Raw genomic sequence first — 1591 nt, forward strand, 5'->3', positions numbered from 1 at the left:
CCCGGATGCACCGCCTGACGCGGTGAGCGACGGCGCGCCCCGAAGATCAGATGCCCTCCGACCAGGAACGATGCGATTGCTGAGGTCGCAAGTTCACGAGTCGAGAGGGCATCTGACGGATGCGAGCATCGCACGATCTGTCCCGGGTGGGTGTGAGGTTCGACGAGCCGAATCTTGTGCCGTCGGCCGGGCTGCTGCCCGCGGCGGCGCTGGCGCAGCGGCTGGATCTGGAACGGCTGGTCGATGACCGGCTGAGCCTGGCCGCGCACGGCCACCGCAGCGGGGCGAAGGCGCTGACCGTGCTGGGGTCGATGTTGGCCGGCGGGGACTCGATCCGGGACGTGGACGTGCTGCGCACCGGCGCGACCGACGAGGTGTTCGACGGGGTGCGGGCGCCCTCGACCATCGGGTCGTGGCTGCGGGCGTTCAAGTGGTCCAACGTCCGCCAGCTCGACGCGATCGGCCGGGAGCTGCTGGCCCGCACCTGGGCGGCCGGCGGCGGCCCGGCAGACCTGGCCGCCCCGCTGACCATCGACATCGACTCCACGATCTGTCCGGTCTACGGCCGCGACAAGCAGGGCGCCGGGTTCGGCTACACCAAGGTCCGCGGCTACCACCCGCAACTGGCGGTCTGCGCGCAGACCGGGCAGGTGCTGTTCAGCCGGCTACGCGGGGGCAGCGCCGGAGCCGCCCGCGGCGCGGCGTCGTTCCTGACCGAGACGGTCAGCCGGGTTCGGCACGCCGGCGCCACCGGGCCGCTGACCGTGCGCGCTGACTCGGCGTTCTACAGCCAGGCCGTGCTGCTCACCGCACGGAAGTTCGACGTGCGGTTCTCCGTCACCGTCCGGCACAACCGCCGCATACGGGCCGCGATCGCGGCGATCGACGAGGACGCGTGGACCCCGATCCCGTACTGGCTCAGCAGCCCCGACGTCTCCGGCGCCGACGTAGCCGAGACCTCCTACACCTGCTTCGCCGGCACCAAGCAGGCGCTGACCGTCCGGCTCGTGGTGCGCCGCGTCCGGCCCACGCCGGGCTCCCAGCTGGCACTGGTCACCGCCTGGGACTACCACGCCTTCGTCACCGATCGGGACCTGCCGCTGGCGGAGGTCGAGGCCGACCACCGCCGGCATGCCGTGGTCGAGCAGACCATCGCCGAGCTGAAGTCCGCCGGCCTCGCGCACCTGCCCTCGGGCAAGTTCATGGCCAACGCCGCCTGGCTGGCCCTCGCGGTGCTGGCCCACAACCTCGGCCGCGCCGTCGGCATCCTCGCCGGCGGCCGACTGGCCAAGGCGACCGCCACCACGCTGCGCCGGACGCTGTTCACCATGCCCGCCCGACTCGTCCACTCCGCCCGCCGACGACACCTGCGAGCCCCGGAACGCTGGCCTTGGCGGGACGAGTTCAACGCCGCGCTGACAGCCATCGCCGCCCTCCCGCGACCAGCCTGATCCCCTGCCACGACGACCGGAACTGGGAGAGGCCGGCAGACCGGCAACTCGGTCCTGCCCACAACCCGCCCGCAGGCGCGCCGCACCAAAGCAAGATCACGTCAGTGCAACAGCATCTCGGCTCGGTGCATCCGGGCTTA

The 1591-nt window shown here is 72.2% G+C and carries 1 protein-coding gene; it reads left to right on the forward strand.

Going from position 1 to position 1591, the window contains the following annotated elements; translation table 11 throughout:
- Nucleotides 1–146 precede the first annotated feature (146 nt).
- A complete protein-coding gene (locus tag HK417_RS24265) occupies nucleotides 147–1451 on the forward strand; it encodes an IS1380 family transposase (RefSeq protein WP_308123835.1) in 1305 nt (434 codons plus the stop codon).
- The last annotated feature ends 140 nt before the right edge of the window (nucleotides 1452–1591 follow it).

This window comes from Modestobacter marinus (assembly GCF_019799945.1).
GTDB lineage: Bacteria > Actinomycetota > Actinomycetes > Mycobacteriales > Geodermatophilaceae > Modestobacter > Modestobacter marinus_B.